General features: G+C 72.8%; 14 protein-coding genes. 11 read left to right on the forward strand and 3 right to left on the reverse strand.

Features of this window, described 5'->3' with window-relative positions; genetic code table 11:
• The first annotated feature begins 52 nt into the window (after positions 1 to 52).
• Positions 53 to 697: a TetR/AcrR family transcriptional regulator gene (locus ACIA5C_RS14865; RefSeq protein ID WP_396054640.1), complete on the forward strand. Its 645-nt coding sequence runs from the start codon at positions 53 to 55 to the stop codon at positions 695 to 697.
• Positions 698 to 869: 172 nt separating this feature from the next.
• On the opposite strand, the gene ACIA5C_RS14870 is transcribed toward ACIA5C_RS14865, so the two are convergent.
• Together ACIA5C_RS14870 and ACIA5C_RS14875 are read right to left on the reverse strand one after the other, a co-directional pair.
• Entirely contained in the window at positions 870 to 1,385 is a 516-nt protein-coding gene (locus ACIA5C_RS14870) for a DinB family protein (RefSeq protein ID WP_396054642.1), read from the reverse strand.
• Positions 1,385 to 3,049 carry an alkaline phosphatase D family protein gene (locus ACIA5C_RS14875; RefSeq protein WP_396054644.1) on the reverse strand — a complete coding sequence of 555 codons (1,665 nt, stop codon included), beginning with the start codon at positions 3,047 to 3,049 and terminating at the stop codon, positions 1,385 to 1,387. Before ACIA5C_RS14875 ends, ACIA5C_RS14870 begins: the two co-directional genes overlap by 1 nt.
• A gap of 141 nt (positions 3,050 to 3,190) precedes the next feature.
• On the opposite strand from ACIA5C_RS14875, the gene ftsY reads away from it, so the two are divergent.
• The 8 genes from ftsY (at position 3,191) to ACIA5C_RS14915 (ending at position 15,154) form a co-directional block, all read left to right on the forward strand.
• Entirely contained in the window at positions 3,191 to 4,369 is a 1,179-nt protein-coding gene (ftsY, locus tag ACIA5C_RS14880) for a signal recognition particle-docking protein FtsY (protein WP_396054646.1), read from the forward strand.
• 47 nt (positions 4,370 to 4,416) lie between these two features.
• Entirely contained in the window at positions 4,417 to 5,214 is a 798-nt protein-coding gene (locus ACIA5C_RS14885; RefSeq protein ID WP_364107355.1) for an aminoglycoside phosphotransferase family protein, read from the forward strand.
• Between the two features lie 183 nt (positions 5,215 to 5,397).
• A complete protein-coding gene (locus tag ACIA5C_RS14890; protein WP_396054649.1) occupies positions 5,398 to 6,771 on the forward strand; it encodes an ammonium transporter in 1,374 nt (457 codons plus the stop codon).
• 35 nt (positions 6,772 to 6,806) lie between these two features.
• Complete coding sequence (locus tag ACIA5C_RS14895; protein WP_364107369.1) at positions 6,807 to 7,145, forward strand: P-II family nitrogen regulator; 339 nt, start codon at positions 6,807 to 6,809, stop codon at positions 7,143 to 7,145.
• Positions 7,146 to 7,163: 18 nt separating this feature from the next.
• Entirely contained in the window at positions 7,164 to 9,374 is a 2,211-nt protein-coding gene (locus tag ACIA5C_RS14900; protein ID WP_396055601.1) for a [protein-PII] uridylyltransferase, read from the forward strand.
• 156 nt (positions 9,375 to 9,530) lie between these two features.
• A complete protein-coding gene (locus ACIA5C_RS14905; protein WP_396054651.1) occupies positions 9,531 to 11,966 on the forward strand; it encodes a glycosyltransferase in 2,436 nt (811 codons plus the stop codon).
• Complete coding sequence (locus tag ACIA5C_RS14910) at positions 11,963 to 14,098, forward strand: acyltransferase family protein (protein ID WP_396054653.1); 2,136 nt, start codon at positions 11,963 to 11,965, stop codon at positions 14,096 to 14,098. Before ACIA5C_RS14905 ends, ACIA5C_RS14910 begins: the two co-directional genes overlap by 4 nt.
• Before the next feature lie 54 nt (positions 14,099 to 14,152).
• On the forward strand, positions 14,153 to 15,154 hold the full coding sequence (locus ACIA5C_RS14915) for a class I SAM-dependent methyltransferase (protein WP_396054655.1): 1,002 nt from the start codon (positions 14,153 to 14,155) through the stop codon (positions 15,152 to 15,154).
• 169 nt (positions 15,155 to 15,323) lie between these two features.
• Here ACIA5C_RS14915 and ACIA5C_RS14920 read toward each other — a convergent pair whose 3' ends face one another.
• Positions 15,324 to 17,624: a glycosyltransferase family 2 protein gene (locus ACIA5C_RS14920; protein ID WP_396054657.1), complete on the reverse strand. Its 2,301-nt coding sequence runs from the start codon at positions 17,622 to 17,624 to the stop codon at positions 15,324 to 15,326.
• Positions 17,625 to 17,732: 108 nt separating this feature from the next.
• Between ACIA5C_RS14920 and ACIA5C_RS14925 the strand changes: the two genes are divergently transcribed.
• Positions 17,733 to 19,754: a glycosyltransferase gene (locus ACIA5C_RS14925; RefSeq protein WP_396054659.1), complete on the forward strand. Its 2,022-nt coding sequence runs from the start codon at positions 17,733 to 17,735 to the stop codon at positions 19,752 to 19,754.
• Complete coding sequence (locus ACIA5C_RS14930; RefSeq protein ID WP_396054661.1) at positions 19,738 to 20,349, forward strand: hypothetical protein; 612 nt, start codon at positions 19,738 to 19,740, stop codon at positions 20,347 to 20,349. The genes ACIA5C_RS14925 and ACIA5C_RS14930 overlap by 17 nt, the downstream gene beginning before the upstream one ends.
• The last annotated feature ends 16 nt before the right edge of the window (positions 20,350 to 20,365 follow it).

The following is a 20,365-nucleotide window of genomic DNA, read 5'->3' on the forward strand; positions in this document are numbered from 1 at the left end:
TACAACTGTAGAAAGCCATACTACAGCCGTAGAAGGAGGTGGCGACGCCACGATGCCGACCGATCGGTTCGCGGTCCTGACCGACGCCGCCATCGACGTGCTGGCCGACCTCGGCATGCGAGGTCTCACCCACCGGGCCGTCGACGGCCGGGCCGGCCTGCCGCTGGGCACCACGTCGGCCTATTTCCGCACCCGGAAGGCGCTGATCGAGGCGGTCGTGCGCCGGATCGCCGACCTCGACCGGGCCGACCTCGAGGCGAACCGGATCCCGGGCGCGGCCGACGCCCCGCCGGTCGTGCTGGACGACATCGGGGAGGTGGCCGCCGGCATCGCGGCCGTCCTAGATCATTGGATGAGCGCGGCCCGCAACCGCACGCTGGCCCGCTACGCCTGCCTGCTCGAGGCCACCCACCACCTCCAGTTGCGCACGATCCTCGCCCACGGCGACCCCTCGCGCGCCCAGGCCCGCGCGATGCTGGCCGCCGCCGGGGCCCGCGATCCGGAGCGCGACGGCGAGCACCTCGTGGCGTGCATCGACGGCCTGCTGTTCAACCGGCTGGCCGGCGCCGGCTCGCGCGGTGCGCCCGCCCCCGGCTCGGCCGAGAACCGCGCCGACCTGGCCGGCGCGGTCGCGACGCTGCTGCGCGCCTTCACCGCCCCGCCGGCCGGCCGACCGGCCGCGCCCGCCGCGCGCTGATCGCCGGGCGGAGTGGCCGGGCGGGCGGGTTGGGCGGGCGGGTTGGTCGGGCGGGCGGGGTGGTCGGGCGGGCGGAGTGGCCGGGCGGGCGGAGTGATCGCACGGCCGGAGTGGCCGCACGGCCGGGCGGGCGGAGTGGTCGGGCGGCCGCAGGGGTCGGGGCGTGGGCCGCTCAGTCGCCGGTGGTGCCGTCGATGCGCTCGCGGAGCAGGTCGGCGTGGCCGTTGTGGCGGGCGTACTCCTCGATCAGGTGCAGGTAGACCCAGCGGACGCTCTTGGTGCCGCGCGGGGTGCTGAACTCGTGGTCGAGGCCGAAGTCGGCAATTTTGCGGTCGGCGTCGGCGACCTCGGCGGCGTACGTCCGGAAGTCGGCTTCGGCGTCCGCGCCCGCGATGTCGTCGAAGTCGCCGTCCGGGTTGTCGTCCGAGCCGTAGACCCACCGCTCCTCGGTGTCGGTGGCGCGGGCGATCCAGCTCTGCTCGACCAGGGCCAGGTGCCGCACCAGGCCGAGGAGGGTCAGCGTGGACGGCGGGGCACTGGCGGTCTTGAGCTGCTCGGCGGTCAGGCCGGCGCACTTGCTCAGCAGGGTCTGGCGGTGCCAGTCGAGCCAGCCTTGCAGCATGGCCCGCTCGGGGCCGGTCTGTGGTTCGGGCACGCGGTGCGCCGGGGGCGCGATCCAGGTAGTCATCAAGAACCATCATGACTGAGATCGACGGCCGCCACCTCGAACAGGTCGCCGTCCTTGGTGGTGCCCTCGACGCACACGGTCGCGGTGCGCCCGGCGAGCCGGAGCGTGCTGACCGCGTTGCCGAAGTAGGGGCCGGCCTCCCGTCGCCAGGTCCAGGCCGGTTGCGGCACGCCGGCCGATCGGGCGAGGCCCCGCGTGCCCTTCGCCGCCGCCCGGGACCAGCTGAAACGCATCAGCGGCCGCATGAACGCGGGCACCTGGTTGTGCACCGGCGAGCAGGTCAGCTGGTGGACCGGGGTGGTCACCGGGGTGCCGAAGTCGACCCGGGCGACGTACGAGTGGTGCACGTCCCCCGAGAGCACGCTGATCGAGGCCGGCGCGGCGTACGCGGGCCCCGCCCCCACCCGGGGGCCGCCCTCTCCCTCGCCGAGCCGCCGGAAGAGTTCGCCCATCGCGTCGAAGGACCGGCCGAAGGCGGCCCAGTGCTCGAGGTCGAACGCCCGCCGCAGCTTCTCGGCCCGGGCCGACACCTTCGGGTTCGGCGAGTCGGCGGTGCGCTCGTTCCACGCCTCGAGGTGGTGGATGGCCGGGGGCATCAGCCAGGGCAGCGACGAGCCGACGACGAGGTGGTCGTAGTCGCCGTGGGCCTGGTCGAGGAACCAGTTCCACTCGGTGGCGGGCAGCATCTCGCGGCGGCCCGGCGTGACCACCCGGTTGCAGCGGTTGTCGAGCATCACCAGGCGGGTGCGACCGAGTTCGAGGGCGTAACTCCACTGGTAGCCGCGGCCGCCGTCGTCCACCGCCCGGCCGAAGTCGTGCAGCAGGTCGGTGGCGTCGTCGCTGTTCAGGACCTTCTGATAGAGCGGGTCGGCGGCCAGCTCGTCCGGTCCGAGGTTGCCGAGGTGCTGATAGACCCAGTAGGAGGCCAGGCCGGCCGCGATGCGCTCGGTCCACCACGGCGTGGCGGCCATGTCGTCGCGCCACGACTCGGAGGTGTTCCAGTCGTCGATGATCTCGTGGTCGTCGAAGATCATCACGCTGGGCACGGTCGAGAGCAGCCAGCGGATCTCCGGGTCGCGCCACGATTCCAGGTAGAGCTTGGTGTATTCGTCGAAGCTCACCACCTGGTCGTCCGGGCCCGGATGGCCGGCCCGGCGGCGTCGGCGCAGAAACTTCCTGACCTTCTCCGAGGTCTCGTCGGCGTAGACCTGGTCGCCGAGCAGGACGATCAGGTCGGGGCGCCGGTCGGGGTCGTCCGGTGCGGCCATCAGGCGGCGGGAGTAGGCGTCGAGCGCGTCCGGCGGAAGGCTCCGGCCGGTCGCCTTCGGCGTCGCTTCGCGACACGAACCGAAGATCAGGCGGACGTCAGTCTCACGGTGGTCGGTGGTGCGGATCACCGAGGGCGGGTACGGCGACTCCGGTGCCGGCCAGACCGGTCGGTCCTCCAGCAGGACCTCGTACGGGGTGGACGCGTTCTCCGGCAGGCCCTCGACGACCACGAGCGCGTAATGATGCCCGTACGCCGTAAAGGTCGTCGCGACGCCGCCGGCGCCGCTCCCGGCCTTGACCCGCACGGTGGCCGGCGCCGTCGTCTCGACCCAGATCGTGGCTCGGGTGCCGGTCACCCGCCGCAGCACGGGGCCGATGAGCAGGTGTGCGGTCACCGGAAAACCGGCCGGGGGTGGCGCATGGGAGAGCCTCCACGCTGAGTCCTAGGGGTCTACATCCTGCGTCAGATGTGCCGGATGTCGCCAGCGGAGCGGGCGACGCCACGGACGGCCGGGACATCTGTCAGGATTTCGGCTATGGAATACGTGGTCGCCGCAGTGATTCTGCTCGTCGTGCTGGTGGTCGGCGCCGTCGGCCTGGTGGTGCCCCGCATGCGCCGCCGTCCACTGCCGCCCCCTCCGGCGGGCGGCACGACCGTCATCGAGCGGCCGCCCGCCGAGGCTCCGGGCGTCGAGGTTCCGGGCGCCGAGGTTCCGGTCGAGGAACTTCCGCCGCTGGTCGAGACCCCGGTCATCGAGGAGCCCGGGCAGCGGTTCGAGACCCCCGAGCCGACCGCCGGGCGTCTCGTACGGCTGCGCGCCCGTCTCTCCCGGTCGCAGAGCGTGTTCGGCCGCGGACTCCTCACCGTGCTGTCGCGTGATCACCTCACCGACGACGACTGGGAGGAGATCGAGGACAGCCTGATCAGCGCCGACGTCGGGGTGGAGGCCACCCAGGTGCTCGTCGAGCGGCTGCGCGAGCGGGTGCGGGTGCTCGGCACACGCTCCGTGAGCGAGGTGCGGCAGCAGCTGGCCGAGGAGCTCACCGAGGCCCTCGAGCCGGGCATGGATCGTTCGCTCCGGACCGCGCCGCACGAGGGCCGCCCGTCGGTCGTGCTGGTCGTCGGCGTCAACGGGGCCGGCAAGACCACCACCTGCGGAAAGATCGGCCGGGTGCTGATCGCCGACGGACGCACGGTGCTGTTCGGGGCAGCCGACACGTTCCGGGCCGCCGCGGCCGAGCAGCTGGCCACTTGGGGCCAGCGGGTCGGTGCCGAGACCGTCCGCGGTCCCGAGGGCGGCGACCCGGCCAGCGTGGCGTTCGACGCGGTCAAGCGGGGCATCGAAACCGGCATCGACACCGTGCTTGTCGACACCGCCGGCCGCCTGCAGAACAAAGTCGGCCTGATGGACGAGCTGGGCAAGGTCAAGCGGGTCGTCGAGAAGCACGGCCCGATCGACGAGACCCTGCTGATCCTCGACGCGACGACCGGTCAGAACGGTCTGCAGCAGGCCCGGGTGTTCACCGAAGCGGTGGATGTCACGGGCGTCGTGCTGACCAAGCTGGACGGCACCGCGAAGGGCGGCATCGTCATCGCCGTGCAGCGTCAGCTGGGCATTCCCGTCAAGCTGGTCGGTCTGGGCGAGGGTCCGGACGACCTGGCGCCGTTCGAGCCGGCCGCGTTCGTCGAAGCGTTGCTTGGCAGCGACGCGTAATCTCGAACGAACCAGTTCTTCAGGTCAGGAAAAATGGGAGGCCGTGGGTGACGCAGGAGCCGGTGCGGGAGATTCCGCTCCACGGCGGCAACGTCAGCACGGTCTCGCGGATCGGCGACACCGTCCGGCGTAACGCCGGTCCGTGGACGCCGGCCGTGCACGCGCTGCTCAACCACCTGCAGCGGGTCGGGTTCACCGGTTCGCCGAGCGCGCTCGGCATGGACGAGAAGGGCCGCGAGGTCCTCACCTACCTCGACGGCGAGTGCGGCGAATACCCGCTGGCCCCGCACTGGGTGACCGAAGAGGCCCTGGTCACGGTCGCGACCATGCTGCGCATGTTCCACGACGCGCAGTACGGCTTCGTGCCCCCGCCGGGTGCGGTCTGGCGCTCGTTCGGGCCGCCGCCGGCCGACTCCGAGGTGATCTGCCACCACGACGCCGCCCCGCACAACGTGGTCTGGCGGCCCGACGGCACGCTCGCCCTGATCGACTTCGACCTGGCCTCGCCCGGTGCCCGCATCTACGACGTGGCGTACGCGGCGTGGACCTGGGTGCCGCTGTTCAGCGACCGGGATTCCTACACGCTGGGGTGGAAGCGGCCCAACCGGCCGCGCCGGCTGCGGTTGTTCGCCGATGCGTACGGGCTGATTCCGCGCGACCGGCACCGGCTGGTCCGCACGATCCGTAAGCGGATCGTCGACCACGTCGAGGGCATCCGGCGGATGGCGGCGGCCGGAGACCCGGCTTTCGTCCGCATCGTGCACAAGGGCCACCTTCGTCGCCCTATGCGTGACCTGCGGCTTCTCGACTACGAGCGGCACACCCTGGAGTACGCGCTCCGGTAGTGATCGAGCGTTTTGCTGCGCCTCAAACTTCACACGTACGAAACAAGCCGTCACGCGCCGGAAATCGCGCGTAGACCCTGCGTGAAACCTCCGACCGGAAGGCTTCCGCCACGAACCGGCCGACAGGCGATGCTGCCTCCCAGGTCGTGTGGTGAGGACACCTAACTTCCGGAAGGAGGCAGCGTGGATATCGACACCGGCAATACCGCCTGGTTGCTCCTGTCGTCTGCGCTCGTTTTGCTCATGACCCCGGGTCTGGCGCTGTTCTACGGTGGCCTCAACCGGTCCAAGGGCACTCTGAACATGATGATGATGAGCTTCAGCTGCATCGGCATCATCTCGATTCTCTGGGCTCTCTACGGCTTCTCCATCTCCTTCGGCACCAACGGCAGCTCCGGGGTCAACAAGGTCCTCGGCAGCTTCAGCCAATACATGGGCACCGGCACCAGCTGGCAGTCCGAGATCTGGGGTAAGACCGGCATCCCGACGCTGGTCTTCATGGCCTTCCAGATGATGTTCGCGATCATCACGGTCGCCCTGATCAGCGGCTCGCTATCGGACCGCTTCAAGTTCGGCGGCTGGATCCTCTTCGCGGTCGGCTGGTTCACCATCGTCTACGTCCCGGTCGCGCACTGGGTGTGGGGCGGCGGCTGGATCGGCGTCAACCTCGGCGCGCTCGACTTCGCCGGTGGTACGGCCGTGCACATCAACGCCGGTTCGGCCGCTCTGGCGGTGGCCATCGTGCTCGGCAAGCGGGTCGGCTGGCCGCGGGAGAACATGCGGCCGCACAACGTCCCGTTCGTCGCCCTCGGCGCCGGCCTGCTGTGGTTCGGCTGGTTCGGCTTCAACGCCGGTTCCGAGCTGACGGTCGACTTCGTGACCTCGATCGCCTTCGTCAACACCCAGCTCGCCACCGCCGCCGCGCTCGTCGGCTGGTGCCTGGTCGAGTGGATCCGCGACAAGAAGCCGACCATGGTCGGCGCCTCCTCCGGTGCGGTGGCCGGCCTGGTCGCCATCACCCCGGCCTGTGGCTACATCCCGCCGATGGCCGCGGTGCTGCTCGGCATCGTCGCCGGCGCGGTCTGTGCCTTGGCGGTCGGACTGAAGTACCGGTTCGGCTTCGACGACTCGCTCGACGTGGTCGGCGTGCACTTCGTCGGCGGGTGGATCGGCTCCCTGTGGATCGGCCTGTTCGCCAGCTCCGGCGTCAACTCGCTGGTCACCCACAAGTCGCTCTTCTACGGCGGCAGTTTCGACCAGCTCTGGCGGCAGTTCGTCGGCAGCGCCGCGGTCACGGTCTTCTCGTTCGTGGTCGCCTACATCCTGGCCAGCATCCTCAAGGCCGTGAAGCTGGGTCGCGTCGACACCGACGCCGAGGTCAGCGGCATCGACATCGCCGATCACGGTGAAACGCCGTACGACTTCACGCCCTCCGGCGGCGGTGGCGGTGGCGGCTTCGCGATGGCCGGCCTCGGTTCAGCTGGCACAGGCGAAGGTCCGTCAACGCCGGTGGACGCGGACGGCAAGGCCGACACGAGCCAGAAGGTCGCCGGTTAATCTCCCTTATGAGTTCTCCGATGGAGGGACTGAGCATGAAGCTGGTGACCGCGGTCATCAAGCCTTACCAGCTCGATGCGGTGAAGGAAGCCCTGCACGCGCTGGGGGTGACCGGACTGACCGTGAGCGAGGTGCAGGGCTACGGACGGCAGAAGGGGCACACCGAGGTGTACCGGGGTGCCGAGTACACGGTCGAGTTCCTGCCCAAGATCAAGGTTGAGGTCGTCACCGACGAGATCGACGTCGAGAAGATCGTGGACGCCGTGGTGACGGCGGCCCGGACCGGCAAGATCGGCGACGGCAAGGTCTGGGTGACCTCGGTCGACGAGGTGGTCCGGGTCCGCACCGGCGAGCGCGGCCTTGACGCGCTGTGAACACAGGCTCGACGCGCTCTGACTTCTTCGATGAAAGATGACATCGGCGCCGCCGCCCGGGCCAACCGGGCGGCGGCGCTCGACTCCTGGCTGGCCGGGCTCTTCCCGGGCCACCTGCCGGGCGTCAGCCTGCTGGCAGTCGGCGGGCTCGGCCGGCGCGACTGCGCCCCCTACAGCGACGTCGACCTGGTGCTGCTGCACGCCGGGACGGCCGGCATCGACCGGATCGCGTCCGCGTTGTGGTACCCGATCTGGGACGCCAAGGTCGGCCTCGACCACTCCGTACGCACGCTGCCCGAGGCGCTCTCGGTCGCTCACGACGACGTGAAGGTCGCGCTCGGCCTGCTCGACGCGCGGCACCTGGCCGGCGACCCGGCGCTCTCCGGCGAGCTGATCTCGGCCGCGGCCGACCAGTGGCGGCGCACCGCCGTACGCCTGATGCCGCAGCTGCGCGAGCTGACGACCACTCGGTGGGCGACCCACGGCGAGCTCGCCTTCCTGCTCGAGGGTGACCTCAAGGAGGCGGCCGGCGGCCTGCGCGACGTGACGATCCTGCGGGGCATCGGCCGGGCCGGTGTCGCCGACACCTTGCGCCCGGCGGTACGCGCCGCCAACCTCCGCCTCCTCGACACGCGCGACGCGTTGCACCTCGCGGTCGGCCGGCGGGTCGACCGGCTGGTCGCCCAGGAGCGTGGCGCGGTCGCCGAACTGCTCGAACTCGACGACGGCGACGCGCTGCTGCGCCGGGTCGCCGGTGACGCCCGGACGATCGCGCACGCGGTCGACGACGCCTGGCGGGCGGTCGACCGGCTGCGGAGCGGCCGCCGCCGTGGGGCGGTCCCGCAGACCAAGCGGCGCCCGGTCGCCCGGGACGTGGTCGAGCAGGACGGCGAGCTGGTGCTGGCCCGTACGGCGATCGGCCCGGTGCCCGACCCCGGCCTGTCGCTGCGCGTCGCCGCCGCGGCCGCCACCACCGGCCTGCCGATCGCGCGGGCCACCAGCGAGTGGCTGGCCGCGTTCTCGCCGCCGCTGCCCAACCCGTGGCCGCCCGCCGCGCGGGCCGCCCTGGTCTCGCTGCTCGGCTCCGGCCCCGGGCTGCTGCCGGCCTGGGAGACCTGCGACCGGTACGGCCTGATCGACGCCTGGCTGCCGGAGTGGGCCCGGATGCGCAGCCTCCCCCAGCACCATCCCGTGCACCGGTTCACCCTCGACCGCCACCTCGTGCAGGCGGCGTACGAGGCGACCGCGTACGCCCGCGAGGTCGACCGCCCTGACCTGCTGCTCATCGGCGCCTTCCTGCACGACGTCGGCAAGGGGTTGCCGGGCGACCACAGCACGGTCGGCGCCCCGATCGCGGCCGAGATCGCCCGCCGGATCGGGCTGCCCCCGGCCGACGTGACCACGGTCGAGAAGCTGGTGCGGCTGCACCTGCTGCTGCCCGAGGTGGCGACCCGGCGCGACCTGAGCGACCCGGTGACCATCTCGACGGTCGCCGGGGCGGTCGGCGACACCGCGACCCTCGACCTGCTGCACGCGCTCGCCCGGGCCGACTCGCGGGCCACCGGGCCCGGCGCCTGGTCGGACTGGAAGGGCCGGCTGATGGCCGAGCTGGTACGCCGCGTGCACACGCTGCTCGACACCGGCGAGCTGCCGTCGCCGCCCGAGCCCGACCCGGAACTGCTCGACGGGGACCTACCGGCCGTGCACCTGGACGGCGACCGGGTCGCGGTGGCGGCGGCCGACCGGCGTGGCCTGCTCGGGGCCATCGCGGCCTGCCTGGCCATGCACCGGCTCGACGTGGTCGGGGCCAACACGTCCACGGTCGACGGCCGGGCGATCGTCGAGTTCTACACGCAGCCGCGCTACGGGTCGCCGTACGATCCGGTCGCGCTCGCGGCCGACCTGCGCCGGGTGGCGGCCGGGGACGTCTCGGTCACCCAGCGGTTGCGGGCCCGCGCGATGAGCGCCCGCGGCGGTTCCGCCTCGCCGCGGGTGGTCTGGCAGCGGGACGCGGCGACCGACGCGGCCGTGCTCGAACTGCGCGCGGCCGACTCGGCCGGTCTGCTCTATCGGGTCGCGACGGCGCTCGACGAGGCCGGGGCCGAGGTGCGGGCGGCCCGCATCTCGACGCTCGGCGGCGACGTGGTCGACGCGTTCTATCTGGTCGGCCCGTGGGCCGATGCGTCGGAAAGGGAGCGGGTCGGCGCGGCCGTGCTGGCCGCGGTGTGACGCCTTGCGAGCCGCTCGGCGGTGCTGATGTCGGCCGCTCAGCGCGGCTTTGCCGGTCGCGCGGCGGCCGGTTGGCGGCGCTTTGCCGGTCGCGCGGCGACGCCGGGGTCCGGCTTGCGGCGTCACGGAACCGGGCGCGCGGGCGTTGAGCCGGTCATGTCCGACGGGTTGCTCGACGACCATATCCGGGCGATCGGTCCCGGCCTGCGGCTGGCGCTGACCGCCACCGCGTCCCGCAACCGGTCGCTGGACGCCCGCCGGCTGCTCGCCCGGGCCGCGCTAGGCGACGCCGGCACGCTGGACGGGCTGCTGGCCGCGGCGCGGGCCGGCGACCGGCGGTGGCTGCGCCGCATCCGCCGCCGGACCGACGCGGGACTTCTCGCCGCGGTCGCACAGACGATCGCGCTGCAGGAGCAGCTGCCGGAGGACCGGGACGACGCGCTCGCCCTCTACGAGCTGATCCGCCGGGCGCTCGGTGGTCGTGCGCTGACCCCGGCCAACCAGGCCCTGCACGCCCAGCTCGCGTTCGCCTACCGCGGCCCGGACGCGGCCCGGCGGCTGCTGCGCGACTACCGGGCGATCCGGGACCAGGCCCGGAGCGGGCTCGAGACCGACCTGCTCAACCCGTTCGTCGGGGACCGGGCGGCCGGGCCGTGGCTCAACGCCTTCCGGCGGCTGCTGCCCGGTCTGGAGCTGAACGACGAACTCCAGCATGTGCCGTTCGACCGGCTGTCGATGCCACCGGCCGAGCGGGTCGAGACGCCGCACCGGGTCTCGGTCGTGATCACCGCCTTCCGGCCCGACCAGGGGCTGCTCACCGCGGTGTCGTCGATTCTGGCCCAGAGCTGGGCCAACGTGGAGATCGTCGTCGTCGACGACGCCTCGCCGCCGGAGTTCGACGAGGTGCTGGCGCGAGCGGTCGCCCTCGGCGAGCGGATCCGGCTGGTCAAGCTGGCCGAGAACAGCGGCACCTACGCCGCCCGCAACGCCGGCCTCGACGCGGCCGGCGGCGAGTTCGCGGCGTTCCAGGACTCCGACGACTGGTCCCATCCGCGACGGCTGGAACTTCAGGTCATGCCGCTGCTCGCCGACCGCCGGCTGGTCGCGACCACATCGGACGGTCTCGCCGTCACCGACCAGCTGCTGCTCACCCGGCCCGGGGTGCGCAGCGGCCGGTTCAACCCGTCGTCGCTGCTGTTCCGGCGCTCGGTGGTGATGAACCAAATCGGCTACTTCGACCGGGTGCGCAAGGCGGCCGACTCCGAATACATCGGGCGCATGCAGGCCACGTTCGGGCCGCGGGCGGTACGCCACTTGGAGTCCTCGTACCCGCTCGCGCTGATCCGGCTGTCGGCCGGGTCGCTCTCACGCTCCGAGATCAAGCCGCACTGGATGCACGCCGGGCGGACCGCGTACAGCTCGGCCTACCTGCGCTGGCACCAGCTGATCGGTGCCGGTGCGGTCCCGCCCTACCGGCCCGCCGACGGCAGCGACCGGCCGTTCGCCGCGCCCGCCCACCTGCTCGCGAGCGACCCGGACCGGCACTTCGACGTGGTGATGGTCGCGGACTGGCGCTTCATGGAAAGTGCGCAGCGGACCGCGGCCGACGAACTGCGCGTGCTGGCCGCGGCCGGGCTGCGGGTGGCGGTCCTGCAACTGGAGTCGTACCGGGCGGTCCACCTCAAGCGGATCTCGATGGCCGCGCCGCTCCAGGACATGGTCAACGACGGCACGATTTCGCAGGTCGCGGCCGGTGACCGGCTGCGGGCCGACGTGGTGCTGGTGCGGCAGGCCGCGGTGCTGCAGTTCAGCGGCGGCGTGCCGAGCGGGATCACGGCCGGGCGCACGATCGTGGTCGCCGATCGCGCGCCGGCCCGCGCCGACGGCACCGATCGGCGCTATGAGCCCGAGGCCTGTTCCGCCGCCGCGCGCCGGCTGTTCGGGGGCGACCCCGAATGGGTCACCCAGGACGCCGGGGTGCGGGCCTTGCTGCGTACGGAAAACGAGCGTGACTGGCCCACCGCGTTGATCTCTCCGGGTTGGGTCGAGGAGCGCTCCGGCGCGTCGCACGGCCCGGTGCTCGCCGGAGTCGACCTGTGTGACGCCGCCAACTGGCCGTCCGACGCCGCCGAAACGCTGGCCGTCTGCCGGCGGTTGCCCGAGGCCGACATCCGGGTGCGGCTGCCCGACCGGCCCCGCGACATGCTCACCGTCGCACTGCCCCGGGGGTGGCTCGGCTATGAGGCGACGGATATCGGGCCCCGGCCGTTCCTGCATCAACTCGACTTCTATCTGCATTTCCCGCCGTCGACGGCCCCGGAGCACTATTCCCGGCCCGCGCTTGAGGCGGCGGCGATGGGCTGCGTGGTCGTGACCCCGGAGAAATTCGCCGATCTCTATGGGGATGCGGCGGTCTACTGCACGCCGGCCGAGGTGCCTCACCTGATCGCGCGGTACCGCACCGACCCGGTGCTCTTCGCCGAACAGAGCCGGCGGGCGCGGTCGGTCGTCGCGCGGGCCCATGACCCGGCCGTGGTCCTCGAACGGGTTCCCGTAACGGCTTCGGCCGGGAGCCCGTTACCGATGGTGTGATCGGCACCCTCGTACGGCCTGCCCGTGGCGAACCGAAGGCCGGGCCGATCGCCGCACCGGTCCGGCATCGGCCCGACATCCAAGGGCTTCGAGCCGTCGCGGTGCTGCTGGTGGTGCTTTCGCACGCCGGGGTGCCGGGGCTGGCCGGTGGCTACGTCGGGGTCGACGTCTTCTTCGTGATTTCCGGCTTCCTCATCACCGGCCTGCTGTTGCGGGAGCGGTTTTCGTCCGGGCGGCTGTCGTTGGCGCGGTTCTATGCGCGGCGGGCGGTCCGGCTGTTGCCGGCTTCGGCGCTGGTCAGTGCAGTCACGTTGGCCGCGTCGTGGCATTGGCTGCCGCCGGCCCGGATCGCCGGGCTGGCCTACGACGCGTTGTCGGCGGCCGGCTATGCGGTCAATGTGCGGCTGGCCGCGGTGGCCACCGACTATTTCGCCAACCCGGCGCCGTCGCCGTTCCAGCATTTCTGGTCGCTGGCGGTCGAGGAGCAGTTCTATCTGGGCTGGCCGGTGCTGATGGTCGTGGTCCTGCTTTTCGGACGGCTGCGGGTGCTCGCCGGTGTGCTGTCGGTGGTGGTTGCCGGGTCGCTGGCGTACAGCGCGGTCGAGTTGACCCGGGATGTGCCGGCGGCCTACTTCGGCTTGCCGAGCCGGGCGTGGGAGCTCGGGGTCGGTGCGTTGATCGCGCTGTGGACAACCACGAGAAAACGTCAGACCCGGGTGGTTTACTCGGCCCCACCCGAAACGGGGTGGGGGTGGTCTGAGGACCGCCGTAACCACCAGATGATCAAGGCGGGACTCGGCTGGGCCGGGCTCGCGGCGATCATCGGTTCGGCCGTCCTGCTCGACGAAAACTCCACCTTCCCCGGCCTCGCGGCGCTGCCCCCGGTGCTCGGTGCGGCGCTCGTCATCGCGGCCGGCGGACCCGGCAAGCTGCTCAGCCTGCGCCCGCTGAGCCGGATCGGCGACTACTCCTACAGCCTCTACCTCTGGCACTGGCCTCTGCTGATCATCGCGCCGGCCGCCGTCGGCCACGAACTCGACCTCGGCGAGCGGCTCGCGCTCTGCTCGGTCGCTCTCGGGCTGGCCGCGCTCACCTATCACCTCGTCGAGAACCCGGTCCGGCATCGCCGGGCGCTGACCGAAAAGCCGATCCGCGGGCTCGGCCTCGGGCTCGGACTGTCCGCGGCCACGGCGAGCCTGGCCGCGCTGGCGCTGGCTTTCCCGCCCACCGTGCCGACCGGCGGCGTCGCGCCGGACACCCGCGCGGCGCTGCGCACCGCCCGGGACCCGGCGGCCGAACTGAGCCATCTCATCGACATGGCCGAGGGCGTACGCCAGGTGCCCGACAACCTGGTACCCGCGCTGAACGTCGCGCCCCGCGAGGAATTCGCGCCGCAGGCCGACGGCTGCCACCAGACGCTGCAGAGCGCCGTACGGCAGCCGGCCTGCACCTACGGGCCGCCCCGGGCCACGAGAACCGTTGTGGTGATCGGCGATTCGCATGCGCTGCAATGGTTCCCGGCGTTCGACGACCTGGCCGGGCGCAACCACTGGCGGCTCGTCTCGCTGACCCGCAGCTCGTGCCTGCCGGCCGACCTGGTGATCCGGAACGCGCGGATGAAGCGGCGCTACACCGAATGCGAGGGCTGGCGCAGCTGGGCCCTCGGCCGCATCGACACGCTCCGGCCGGACATGGTCGTGGTCGCCACCGACACCAACTATCCGGGCATGCTGATCGGGCATCCGGGCGACCCGGACCAGCTCTGGTCGAACGCCTGGGCGCAATTGTTCACCCGCCTCGAGGCGGCGGCCCGGCACGTGGTGCTGCTCGCCGACACCCCGACGTTGAGCACCGACCCGCTGGACTGCCTGGGCAGCAACGGCCGCGACATCACGGTTTGCACCGAGCCGGCCACGACCGTGATGCGCGACCCGGCGTGGCGGGCCGAGGTGCGGGACGCGGCCCGGCGGGGCGGGGTGCCGGTGGTCGACCCGGCGCCGTGGCTGTGCGGCCGGGACTGCCCGCTGGTCGTCGGCAATCTGCTCGTCTACCGCGACACGAATCACCTGACCGGCGCGTACGCGGAAACGCTCAGCCCCCTGCTCGGCGCAAGCCTTCCTCACCTGCCGTAACGACGCCGGTGACCTTGGCGTTAGCGAAGTTGTGACGCCATCGGAGAGATCAACATGAGGCGGGCGCTGCGCTATGCGAAGCGGCTTTCCGGCCTGTCCGTGCGGCAGCTAGCGGGCCTTCTCGGCGGCGGGTTGATCTGCGCCGGCGTCGCGGTGGCCGCGATGACCGGGCAGGCGGCCGTCGCGACGTGCCTGCTCGCCCTGCTGCTGACCGGCGCGGTAGCCGGAGTGGTTTTCCTGTCCCGGCGGATCGCCGGGGTGCATCGGGCGACCCAGGATTCCGTACGCGACCTGCGGCTCGTCGTCGAACAGGTGCAGCGCCGGGTGCTCGCCTCGGTCGAACGGGAACGGCTGGCCGCCGGCGACCGCCACCTGGAACTCACCGAGGCGCTGGCCCGCACCGAACGGCTCACCGGCCGCGGCGCCGAACTGCTGCTGCGCGAGCAGAGCCGGGAGATCGAGGCGCTGGTCCAGCTGTTCCAGCGGGTGACCCCGCGCGCGCCGATGCCGGCCGGCGCGGCCCTGCAGCCGACCGACCTGCTCGGGCTGGTGCACGTCGGTGCCTCCCGGAAGCCCGGGCTGACCGTGGCGCTGGGCAGCGGGCCGTCGACGATCTGGCTCGGCTACGCGCTCGAGGGCGGCGACCGGCGGCTGATCGCGGTCGAGCACGACGAGGCCCGGGCCGAGGCGACGCGGGCGATGCTGACCGCGCACGGCCTGACCTTCGTCGAGGTGCGGCACGCGCCGTTGGCCGAGTTGCGGGTCGACGGCAAGCCGGTGGACTGGTACGACGTGGACGCCTTGGACGGGCTGCAGGACATCGAGATGCTCGTGGTGGACGGAACGATCGCGCCGGCACCGGATGCGTTGGCGCCCGCGCTGCACGTGCTCGGCCGCCGGCTGGCGCAGGGCGCGGCGGTCGTCGTCGACGAGGTGCCGGCGCCCTCGGTCGCGCCGCGGCAGGGCGGCGGCTTTCCGCTGACCGCGCAGCAGCGGCTCGCCGGTCGCTGGACGACGCTGACCTACGCGACGGCGATCTCCGCGGCCCACAGGTAAAAATGGCCCCGCCGCGGGGAACGGCGGGGCCATTTTGTCGCGGGAGTTGCAGGGGAGGCTTCCCCGCGACAATCGGACCGGCGGGGGCTGGTCCGAACTCTCTGGCGTTGTGCCCAGACAGATCGGACGCCCGCCGCCCGGCATGACGATCAGGTCGGGAGCATGCCGGTCATCCTCGGGTTGCCAACCGGGCTACCCGGGCGGCGTACAGGTCGTGCCCGTGATGGCTGCGCACGAAGCGCGGCCCCCGGGCGCTCTGCTCCCGCAACGCCTTCCGGTCGCGGTGCAGCGACCCCACCGTCTGGGCCACCTCCTCCGGCTCGCAGTAGACCGCGGCCTCGCCGAACGCCGGCGCGTACCGGTAGGGCAGCACCAGCACGCAGCCGGCCGCGAGGGCGGCCAGCAGGTCCGGGTCGGGGTCGGCGGGCGCGTCCGCGTCGGGCAGGTGCAGGTAGAAGTCGACCTGGTAGAGGAACGAGCGCAGGCTGACCTCGGCCGGTCCGTAGACCAGCCAGCTGCGCGGCGGCCCGATCCGGCCGAAGGCTCCGGGCGCCGATCCGGCGGCGTCCAGCAGCCGTACGTCGAGACGACCGGTGTCGGGCAGTTCCTCCCGCAGCCGCCGCCACTCGGCCCGGCCGCCCCGGCAGTGCCGCCCGATCACCGGCCGGTCGGCTCGCGGGCCCCGCCGGTCGAGCCGCCACTGGGCGGCGTCCACGGTTCCGGGCAGGTCGACGCCGGTGATCTGGTCGCTCTCCAGCGTCGTGGCGAGGCGGTGGCGCCCGTCCGGGCCGGCCGGTGCCCACAGCGGCCGGCGGCCGAACAGGCGGCGGGCGGCCGCCGCGGCGGAGCGGGACGCCGTCGACGACTCGATCACCACGCGCTGGGCGCGGACGCCGCCGGCCAGGTCGGGCGCGTGCTGGAGGACACGGGACGAGCGGACCACGACCAGCCGGGCCCGGACGTCGTCGGTCAGCTCGACCTGGGTGAGCTCGCCCGCGTTGACCAGGTTCTGGACGGCGGGGTCGAGGTTACGCGGGCCCTCGCGCAGGTTGGTCAGGGCGTCCAGCTGCATCAGGGCGGCCCGCTGGCCGCGCGCGGTCAGGGCCCGCAGCTGCCCGGACCCCGCGGCCCCGGCGCCGCCGGCGGTCGTCCAGTCGCCGGCGAGGACCACGTCGTACGCCCGGGCGCCGGTCTCGCCGCGCAGCCGGCGCGGCGCCGCGAAGGCCCGCGGCTGCAGCGGCCGGGCCTCGCCGTCGCGGATGTGGGTGTGCCAGGCCTGGAAGGCCGAGAGGTAGGACCGGCGGGCCGGGTGCATCCAGCCGACCCGGTAGTCGGCACTCGACAGCGAGCCTGCGGACAGCCGGATCAGTGCGAGCGGCGCACCACCGAGGTGCTGGGTGGCCGGTCGGCCGAAGACCGCCCGGGCCCGCTCGACGTATTCGGCGTCGGCGCCCTTGCGGACCGGGTCGAGGTAGCCGACCTCGGCCAGCGCCGGCTGCCGCCGGATCATCAGCGAGGAGAGGTTGTACGACCGGGTCGCCGGGATGCCGGGCCGGGTCACCAGCAGGTCGGGGGTCACCCGCATGCCGACCGAGGTGGTGGAGAAGACGGCCTGGTCGGCGAGGAGCGGGGCGACCTGACGTTCGAGGCGCAGCGGGTGCGACCAGTCGTCGGAGTCCTGGAACGTGACGAACTCGCCGGTCGCCGCGTCGAGGCCGGCGTTGCGGGCGACGTAGGTGCCGCCGTTGGTCACCATCCGGATCACCCGGACCCGCGGGTCGAGCGCGGCGGCGGCCCGCAGTACGGCGTCGAACTCGGCCGGGGAGCCGTCGTCGACGACCAGGATCTCGTGGTTGGTCCAGGTCTGGGCGATCAGCGAGCGTACGGCGGTGAGCAGGGACGCGTCGGGTCGCCAGGTGGTGACGATGGTGGTGATGCGGCTCGGGTGACCGATGCGTTGGGCGCCGCCGGTGGTCAGACGGTCGATGGCTTCTCCGGGGCCGTCTTCCACGCGTACGCCCGGAGCCGGAAGCAGTCTCGCGAAGCCCGCGCCCCACCCGGGGTTGTCGTCGGCGTAGCCGGCGTGCGGGTTGCGCAGGTCGAGGTCGAGCCCGGTGCGGATCGGCTCGGCGATGTCCGGGTACTCGTCGAGCAGCGTCGCCGCGAGCGTGCGGTCACCGGCCGCGAAGGCGAGTTGGGCGTGCAGGCCCTGATGGTCGGCGGCGATGGTGGCGTTGCGCCGCAGGTGGGCCAGGATGGCCAGGGCGTCGGCCTGGTCCTCGGCCCGCAGGTCCTGCAGCGCGATGACCCGGGCGAGCTCTCCGGCCGCCCAGGGGTCGGCCACGACGCCGGCGATCAGGTCGCCGGGTGAGGCCGCTCCGGCGGCGCGGGCCAGCGGGCCCCGGGCCGCGATCGACCGGGCCTGCAGGGCCGCTACGGCGAGAGGGTGCGGCGCTGTCGGTTGGCTCATGGACGTGGTCGGCCTCTCGCTCGTTACAGGTGTTCGGTGGGTTCAACGAAGCAGGGGCTCGGGTGAATTGTCCGTATCGCCCTCTTGGTTCCTCTCGTTTGACCGACCATGACCGACTACGACGTCGCCATCCTGTCCGACCTGCGATATCCGGGCGGCAACTCGGCGAGCATCGTCGCGGAGGTCCGCGCCCAGGCCGCGGCCGGTCTGACCACCGTCCTGATCCACGTGCCGTCGCCGCACCTGAAGCACGCCCGGCCCTTCCAGACCGAGATCGTCGCCTGCCTGCGGGACGGGCTGGCCGACCTGGCCTACGACGACGAGCAGATCACCGCGGCGGTCCTGCTGATCCGGCAGCCGCGGATCTTCACCGAGGATCTGGACCGGGTGCCGTCGATCCGGGCCGGGCACACCATCGTCGTGCTCAACCAGCCGCCCGGCGACGAGACCGACGACGAGCGGTACTACGTCTTCTCGGAGGTGCGGGAACGGGTCGAGGGCTACTTCGGGCCGGACGTGGTGTGGGCGCCGATCAGCCCTCAGGTGCGCGAGAACATGCTGCGGGTGGCGCCGCGCACGACGCTCCCGGACACCGACTGGCACGAGATCATCGACGTCGCCGACTGGGCCGTCGAACGCCGGCGGACACCCGGCTCGCCGCCGGTCATCGGCCGGCACGGGCGACCCGACCCGGTGAAGTGGCCGCGGGACCCGGGTGAGCTGCTGCAGGCCTACCCGGACACCACGGAACTCAAGGTCCGCTTTCTCGGCGGCGGCGAGATCGGCGTACGCCGGTTGGGCCGCCGGCCGTCCTCCTGGGACGTCGTCGAGTTCGGGGCCGAGACCCCGCAGGAGTTCCTCGGATCGCTCGACTTCTTCGTCTACTTCCACGACCCGGACTGGGTCGAGGCGTTCGGGCGGACCATCCTCGAGGCGATGGCCAGCGGGGTGCCGGTCATCGTGGCGCCGCACTTCCGGGCCATGTTCGGGGAGGCGGCCCTCTACACCGAACCGGCGGGCGTCCGGGATCTGGTCCGCCGCCTGCACGCGGACCGGCCGGCGTACGAGGCGCTCGTCGCCCGGGCCCGTTCCTTCGTGTCCGACCGGTACGGCAGCGCGTCGCACGTGGCCCGGCTCGCCTCGCTGGGGGTGGTCGCGTCGCGGCGGCCGGCTCCGGTGGCGAAGGTCCCCTTCGCCCGCCGGCCTCGCCGGGTCCTGCTCCTCGGCGACGACATCGACCGGTTCCGGGCGATCGCCGCCCACCTGCCGCGCGATCTGGAACCGGTCGTGGTGGCCGGCTCCGGCCGCCTGCCCGAGGCCCACCAGGCCGGGCTGCTCACCGAATATCTGCCGTCGGCCGCCGACCTCGGCGTGTCGGCGCCCCGGTGGAACGCGTTCGTCCGTGACCGGCTGCGCCACCTGGTCGGCCTCTACGGCCCGCGGGCGGTGCTGGTCGGCGGACTCCCGCACGACGGCATCATGGCCGCCCTCGACGACTGCCCGGCCACGCGCTGGCTGTGGCTGCGCCCGGCGATGTGGAAGCGGGGCACCGGCTCCGGCTGGGCGGCCCGCGGGCCGGCCTTCCACGGCATCCTGGAACCGGGCGAGTTCGCGGCCGGCGGCGACGAGGGCTGGACCACCACGAGCCGGGCCGGGGTGGCCACGGTCGCACCGATCACCAACCTGCCGTCGCACCTGCCGCGCCGCTCCCGCGACACGCACACCATCCTGTGCCGGGGCGTCCCGGCGACGCTGCCCGGATTCCACCCGACCGACGCGCCGGGCGAGGCGACGCTGGCCGTCGCGCGGGCCGACTATGCGTCGTTCCACGAGCTGATCGGCGCCCGGGTGCCTACGGTCTTCGTCCCGTCGCCCGACGCGCACGACGACGAACTGGCGCGGGCCCGATTCGCCGACGCCGCCGGGGTTTCCCTCTGCGCTGTCAACGACGACGAACTGGCGGCGGCCCTCGATCGTCTGGCCGAGCCCGCGGTGCGGTCGGCGCTGCGGCAGCGATGCGCGGAGCTGGCGTTCGGCAACGGGGCCGCCGACGCGGCACTGTGGCTGGTCGGCCACTGCCGCGGACACTCATCCGACGATCGGGGGGCCGACCTTGCCGGACACCGATGACCTCGCAGTCGCTCGATGGCAACTGGCCACGCTTACCGGGCGGTTGCGCTGCGTCGAGGACGAACGCGACGCGGCGGTCCGGGACCGGGACCGTACGCACGATCTGGTGCGGAAGCTGCGCCGCAGCCGGTCCTACCGGATCGGCCGGGTTCTGACCGACCTGGCCCGCGACCCGGTCCGGATCGGGCCGGCGCTGGTCTGCCGGGCCGCCCGCCGGGTGCGTAGGCCGACGCCGGCGCCGGTGCGGAAGCAACGGCGGGTCGTGCCGCCGACTCCGGCCCGGGTCTACGTCGCGGTCGGGCTGTCCCGCACCGCCTCCCAGGACCTCGTCCGCGCCCTGCGCCAGCGCATCGTCGTCGACGGCGACCACCTGCCGGTCGTGGTGACCGATCAGCCCGCCCTGCGCGGCCTGCAGGTGCCGGGTGTCGTTCTGGAGTACCTGCCCGACCCGGAGACCTGGTCACGTCACGACCCGGGCGAGGACTGGGAGACCCTGCTGGCCGGGCGGGTCGCCCAGCTGTGCCGCGACCACGGCGCGAACCGGGCCGTGGTGGTCGACCCGCGCGACCCGCCGAACCTGGCCCGCTTGCTGTAGACCGTCACCCGGGCGG

Source organism: Actinoplanes sp. NPDC051343 (assembly GCF_044455125.1).
Taxonomy (GTDB): Bacteria; Actinomycetota; Actinomycetes; order Mycobacteriales; family Micromonosporaceae; genus Actinoplanes.

Excerpts from the sequence above, each read along its gene's own strand:
- ftsY (WP_396054646.1), top strand. The coding sequence starts at position 3,191 with ATGGAATACGTGGTCGCCGCAGTGATTCTGCTCGTCGTGCTGGTGGTC.
- ACIA5C_RS14925 (WP_396054659.1), top strand. The coding sequence starts at position 17,733 with ATGACCGACTACGACGTCGCCATCCTGTCCGACCTGCGATATCCGGGC.
- ACIA5C_RS14895 (WP_364107369.1), top strand. The coding sequence starts at position 6,807 with ATGAAGCTGGTGACCGCGGTCATCAAGCCTTACCAGCTCGATGCGGTG.
- ACIA5C_RS14915 (WP_396054655.1), top strand. The coding sequence starts at position 14,153 with ATGAGGCGGGCGCTGCGCTATGCGAAGCGGCTTTCCGGCCTGTCCGTG.
- ACIA5C_RS14920 (WP_396054657.1), bottom strand. The coding sequence starts at position 17,624 with ATGAGCCAACCGACAGCGCCGCACCCTCTCGCCGTAGCGGCCCTGCAG.
- ACIA5C_RS14865 (WP_396054640.1), top strand. The coding sequence starts at position 53 with ATGCCGACCGATCGGTTCGCGGTCCTGACCGACGCCGCCATCGACGTG.
- ACIA5C_RS14870 (WP_396054642.1), bottom strand. The coding sequence starts at position 1,385 with ATGACTACCTGGATCGCGCCCCCGGCGCACCGCGTGCCCGAACCACAG.
- ACIA5C_RS14905 (WP_396054651.1), top strand. The coding sequence starts at position 9,531 with ATGTCCGACGGGTTGCTCGACGACCATATCCGGGCGATCGGTCCCGGC.